The organism is Butyrivibrio sp., from assembly GCF_017940685.1.
Lineage (GTDB): Bacteria > Bacillota > Clostridia > Lachnospirales > Lachnospiraceae > Butyrivibrio.
Window position 1 is genome coordinate 1 of sequence record NZ_JAGAYD010000230.1, and the last position, 5478, is coordinate 5478.

General features: G+C 41.8%; 5 protein-coding genes. All 5 read right to left on the bottom strand.

The window, feature by feature from the left end; all coding sequences use genetic code 11:
- Window positions 1–239: 239 nt before the first annotated feature.
- The 5 genes from groL to J6I68_RS13670 all read right to left on the bottom strand — a co-directional run bounded on the left by groL (window position 240) and on the right by J6I68_RS13670 (window position 5083).
- On the bottom strand, window positions 240–1865 hold the full coding sequence (gene groL / locus J6I68_RS13650; protein WP_292221134.1) for a chaperonin GroEL: 1626 nt from the start codon (window positions 1863–1865) through the stop codon (window positions 240–242).
- 20 nt (window positions 1866–1885) lie between these two features.
- Complete coding sequence (locus J6I68_RS13655) at window positions 1886–2170, bottom strand: co-chaperone GroES (RefSeq protein ID WP_034446789.1); 285 nt, start codon at window positions 2168–2170, stop codon at window positions 1886–1888.
- Window positions 2171–2339: 169 nt separating this feature from the next.
- Window positions 2340–3254, bottom strand: coding sequence for an OmpA family protein (locus J6I68_RS13660; RefSeq protein WP_292221135.1), 915 nt, complete (start codon window positions 3252–3254; stop codon window positions 2340–2342).
- 32 nt (window positions 3255–3286) lie between these two features.
- Window positions 3287–4492 carry a MotA/TolQ/ExbB proton channel family protein gene (locus J6I68_RS13665; RefSeq protein WP_292221136.1) on the bottom strand — a complete coding sequence of 402 codons (1206 nt, stop codon included), beginning with the start codon at window positions 4490–4492 and terminating at the stop codon, window positions 3287–3289.
- 150 nt (window positions 4493–4642) lie between these two features.
- On the bottom strand, window positions 4643–5083 hold the full coding sequence (locus J6I68_RS13670) for a hypothetical protein (RefSeq protein ID WP_292221137.1): 441 nt from the start codon (window positions 5081–5083) through the stop codon (window positions 4643–4645).
- Between the last annotated feature and the right edge of the window lie 395 nt (window positions 5084–5478).

A 5478-nucleotide genomic window follows, 5' to 3' on the forward strand; every position in this document is an offset into this window, starting at 1 on the left:
ACCAGGGTTAAGATTTTCTTTTTCATTTTCATATTCTCCTCTTTGAACATATTTCACACACAAAGGATATTTTACACCTGTTTTGGGATGGAAAATCTTAAGAAAATATGAAATTGTGTGCCTCCACAAAATTAAAAGACGCATGGTCTTTCAAGTAAACTTGAGACCATGCGTCTTCCAATTTGAAACCACTTCGTGGTTTTGTTCATGCTATTATGGAATGCTTAACTCGTTATACGTTACATCATCCCACCCATTCCTGCGCCGCCTGCTGGCATAGGAGGAACTGGCTCTTTGATTGTAGCTACAGCTGCCTCAGTTGTAAGGAAGCTTGAAGCTACTGATGTAGCGTTCTGAAGAGCTGAACGTGTAACCTTGGCAGGATCGATGATTCCGTCCTTAACCATGTCTACATACTGCTCTGTATAAGCGTTAAAGCCGATGCCTGCCTTAGACTCTTTTACCTTGTTAACAATAACAGATCCGTCGAGACCAGCGTTGTTAGCAATGTGGAAAAGAGGAGCCTCAAGGGCCTTAAGAACAACCTTGGCACCTGTCTTCTCATCACCTTCAAGTGAATCTGCAAGCTTAGCAACTTCCTTAGTAGCGTGGATGTAAGCTGATCCACCACCAAAGATGATACCCTCTTCAACAGCTGCTCTTGTAGCGTTAAGAGCATCTTCCATTCTGTACTTAGCTTCCTTCATCTCTGTCTCTGTAGCAGCACCTACTCTGATAACTGCAACACCGCCAGCGAGCTTGGCAAGTCTCTCCTGAAGCTTTTCTTTATCGAAATCTGATGTTGTATCCTCGATCTGTTTCTTGATCTGAGAAATTCTTGCCTGGATATCTTTCTTAACTCCAAGGCCATCAACGATTGTTGTCTTTTCCTTCTCTACCTTGATGCTCTTTGCTCTTCCAAGATCATCCATTGTTGTATCCTTAAGCTCAAGTCCAAGGTCTGAAGAAATAACCTTACCACCTGTAAGGATTGCGATATCCTCAAGCATAGCCTTTCTGCGGTCACCATAGCCAGGTGCCTTAACAGCTACTACATTGAATGTTCCACGGAGCTTGTTAACGATAAGTGTTGTAAGAGCCTCACCATCTACATCCTCAGCGATGATAAGAAGCTTGGAACCAGTCTTAACGATCTGCTCAAGAAGTGGAAGGATATCCTGAATGTTAGAAATCTTCTTGTCTGTGATAAGGATATATGGATCCTCAAGTGTAGCTTCCATCTTGTCCATATCTGTAGCCATGTATGCTGAGATGTATCCTCTGTCGAACTGCATTCCTTCTACAAGGTCAAGCTCTGTCTGCATTGTCTTGGACTCTTCGATTGTGATAACGCCGTCGTTTGAAACCTTCTCCATAGCGTCAGCGATCATCTGTCCAACTTCATCATCACCTGATGAAACTGCTGCAACTCTCATGATCTGCTCTTTGCCCTTAACCTTTGTAGCCATCTTGCCGATAGCAGCAACAGCTGTATCTGTAGCCTTCTTCATACCCTTTCTAAGAACGATTGGGTTAGCTCCTGCTGCAAGGTTCTTAACGCCTTCGTTGATCATAGCCTGTGCAAGAACAGTAGCTGTTGTTGTTCCGTCACCTGCTACGTCGTTAGTCTTAGTAGCAACTTCCTTAACAAGCTGAGCTCCCATGTTCTCGTAAGAATCTTCAAGCTCGATCTCTTTTGCGATTGTAACACCGTCGTTTGTGATTGTAGGAGCGCCATAGCTCTTATCAAGAACTACGTTTCTTCCTTTTGGTCCAAGTGTTACTCTAACTGTATCTGCAAGTTTGTTAACGCCTTCTACCATAGATGTGCGGGCGTCAGCGCCGTACTTAATTGTCTTAGCCATTGTCTATTGCCTCCAAATAATTATTTAATGATTGCTAAAATGTCGCTCTGCTTAACAATGATGTAAGTTACGTCGTCAAGCTTAACCTCTGTTCCTGAGTACTTGGAATAGATTACGTTATCGCCCTTTTTAACTTCCATCTTTACTTCTTTGCCATCTACAACTCCGCCAGGACCTACAGCAATAACCTCTGCCTGCTGTGGCTTCTCCTTCTCAGCGCCTGGAAGAACGATTCCAGATTTTGTAGTCTCTTCAGCTTCAAGCTGCTTTAATACAACTCTGTCTGCAAGTGGTACTAACTTCATTATAAATGCCTCCTTATATATGAGATTTATTAACTTTTTCTTTTTGTTAGCACTCACTTCAAATGAGTGCTAATCTTCAAGAACATATATTATATCTTTTTTTGTTATACGTCAAGCGTTAAAATAAGTCCTGTTGCTTTTTCCCGCTTATATGTTTATACAAGGCAAGTTAAGGTTCGGCAGTATCAGAGTCTTCGCTAAGGACTTCCATCATTTCACGGACCATCTCTTCATCCTTGAGCCTAAAGAGAATTTCAACACGTCTTGAAGCCTCCATGTCTATGGTTCCGCTTGCAGTGTAGATGGGATTACTGTAAGAGCGCCCTGTCGCAGATACTAAAGATCTCATTCCTTCAAGCTCTGACTTTGTAAGTACTCCGCTCTTATCGCTAAGGCAGTACTCTGCCACAGCTAAAGCTCTTTTCTGAGACAGCTGAAGGTTATACATATATGTACCTTCAGTATCTGTATGGCCCTCTATTATGATCTCTGAAATATTATCTTTGTATTTTGAACTTAAAAGAATATCTGCATATCTTGGCAGGAATTCTGATAAGAACTCTTCGCCAGTGGGCTTGATAACTGCCTTTCCATAGTCAAAGAGGATGCTGGAGTCAAAGGTGATGGCTCCTGTCTTTTCATCAACGGAAACCTTAAGGTCAGAGTCCCCAAACTCCTTTGAAAGATCTTTTACAAGTTCCTTCCTGATTCCAATAAGGTCATCCAGCTTTTGCTGCTGCTCGCTCATGACAGCTTCAAGCTTATTTAAAAGCTCATGCTGCTCCTTTAAAGTCTCTTCCTGGATAGCTATCTTTTCGCCCTGCTCAGTAAGGGCTTCCTCCTGGGCATTTAGCTGTTTCTGCTGATTGGAGACAATTTCTCTCTCCTTATCAAGGGCCGCAGCAGAAACCTTTAGCTCCTCTTCCTTACCAGCAAGAGCCAGTTCCTTTTCATCGTAGTTGATGCTGGCGTGGAGCATAGTAAAGGCGATTATCAGAACAAATGTAAGCAGTAATCCCGCCATCATATCAGAGTAAGAAAGCCAGTATGTAGTTTCTTCACTTCTATTTCTTCTATGTCTCATGATCACAGGTCTTCCTTCCGTAATTTACCCTGTTACTTATTTCCAAAAGAAGCTATCTGAGCCTCAAGTGTCCTTACTTCCTTGACATACTTGGACACAGATTCTGAAACATCCTTAAGCTGTTTTGTGACATTCTCCATTTCGTTTACTGCCTTCACCATGCCATCTGCTGCAACAGCATTCTTTTCATACATTTCCTTAAGCTGGCGCTCATTGGCCTCCTGAACATACATGGTCTGACTGACAACCTTGGACAGATCTGAAAATGAGTTGCCAAGGGTTTTGTTCATCTCTGTTATGAAGTTTTCAACAACCCTTTCAAGCTGATCCATCTGATTTCTGGTAGCCATCCGGCTAAAGCTGTCGATGGTGCTGTCAAGATGATCAAACTGAGGCTCAAGATAAGTTTTAAGTCCCTCAGGAAGCTCATGGGTAAGAGCGTTTGTAAGCTCGGTTATAGCCTTGGTCTGCTGTGACTGCAGCTCCATCATCCTGTTTACTCCAAGCTTGTCTGTGTCAGGAAGAACGTATTTCTTGAAATTCCTTACAAAGTAATTAAGTGCGTTTTCAGCATCATCAAGCCTTCTCTTATATACGTAGTTAAAAATAAGGGAGAATACCATTCCATAAATAGAGGTGTGGAAAGCAACCTTAATACCATTCATAAGAGGCTCTATGCTGCCTGTTATCTCTGCAGTTGTTCCAGTATTAAAGCTCTGAAGTCCAAGGGAGAGCCCCACAAAGGTTCCAAGGATTCCAAGTCCCGTCATTACTCCAGGAACCTGAGAAAGTCTTTCCCTGTGAATGACGCTGTCAATAAGGTCATACCCTATAAAGTCCTCAATATCGCACTTGTAGTACACATCCGAGCTTCCTGATATTCTGGAAAGTTCAAGCTTATAGTCCTTAAAGTGCCGAAGGAGTCTTTTATCTTCAAAGATATCATCCTTATTGTTTATATACTGATCCCACAGATAGTTGTGGGATGTCTTGGCATCCTCCTCAAAGCGCTGCGCCACTTCAATTAAGTCTGCAGTCATTGAGGCCGTTGGGAGCAGGCTTCCAAATACGCAGGATGCAAAGATGATACCTGCTATCACAAGCATGGTCACATTTACAATTAGGTTTTCAAGGCCTCCAGCCTGGTTTTTTGAAAAGAACTGCAGGTAAATACACACTGCGCTCATTGCCAGATAAGTTATAAGGATCAGTATCTCATAGCCTCTTTTTCTACTCATGATGTTGTATCTCCTTTTTGGGATATATATACATAATTATATCAGATTGATAACTTTAAACCGACAAGTAATCTCTTATAAATGATAAAAAAAGTCCCGTACTTTCGTGAAGTAAGATTCACTAAGTACGGGACTTAAAGTCTTTAATATTCAGATTGTTGTATCCACTGAAACTGAAGGATCTGCAGCAGTTGTCTTATTAGCATCCTTGTCATACTGACCAAGCTGATTATCAAGCCAGCTGGATTTGTACTTGGAATACTTATCAGTTGCTGCCTCTGTGGACGCATCTGCACTCTTTGTTTCAGCAACAGCCTTCTTGCTCTGAGTCTTTTCTGCAAAATAGCTATCAAGGAAATCAGATTTAGAAGCAGAGCTCTTTTTTGAAGTGGTCGAATACTCTCCTGTTGTTGTGGATCCAGTTTCTCTGTAGGCGTCAAGAGCTGCCTTGTTACCCACCTTTCCAACATAGGACTTCATCAGATTTCCATAAGCACCACTCTTAATGGTGTTGTAATCACCATAGAGACTGCTCATGCTGCTGTTAAGATCAAACTTCCCATTTAAACTGCTAAAAAAGTTTGTACTCACCTATCGTCACCTCCTTGATATAAGCCTGCGCCCGCAGGCACCAAAACATCCATGTCATGGCATAATAACGCATAATTTCTTGAGTAAATTATGCAGGAAAGGACAAAGAAAAGCAATAAACTGAGTATTAAAACTTTATTAAGATGTGACACGGGGACGGTTCTGCTGACACGGGGACGGTTCCAATGTCATTTAGTTAAGAAAAAACATTATTGTAATAGAAAAAGTGATTCCACGAAAAACGTGAGAATCACTTTTTTATTTAAATTTTTTAAATTTAGGCTTGACTCAGACCTCAAAAAGTGCGGCCGCCTTTGCTAAAGAAGCTTTAGCAAAGGCGGCCCCTTAAATCAAAGGTATCCGACCACACATTGATTTAAGGGAGACACTTATGA

Coding starts and splice junctions, on each gene's coding strand:
- J6I68_RS13660 (WP_292221135.1), bottom strand. CDS start 3,254: ATGAGACATAGAAGAAATAGAAGTGAAGAAACTACATACTGGCTTTCT.
- J6I68_RS13655 (WP_034446789.1), bottom strand. CDS start 2,170: ATGAAGTTAGTACCACTTGCAGACAGAGTTGTATTAAAGCAGCTTGAA.
- J6I68_RS13665 (WP_292221136.1), bottom strand. CDS start 4,492: ATGAGTAGAAAAAGAGGCTATGAGATACTGATCCTTATAACTTATCTG.
- groL (WP_292221134.1), bottom strand. CDS start 1,865: ATGGCTAAGACAATTAAGTACGGCGCTGACGCCCGCACATCTATGGTA.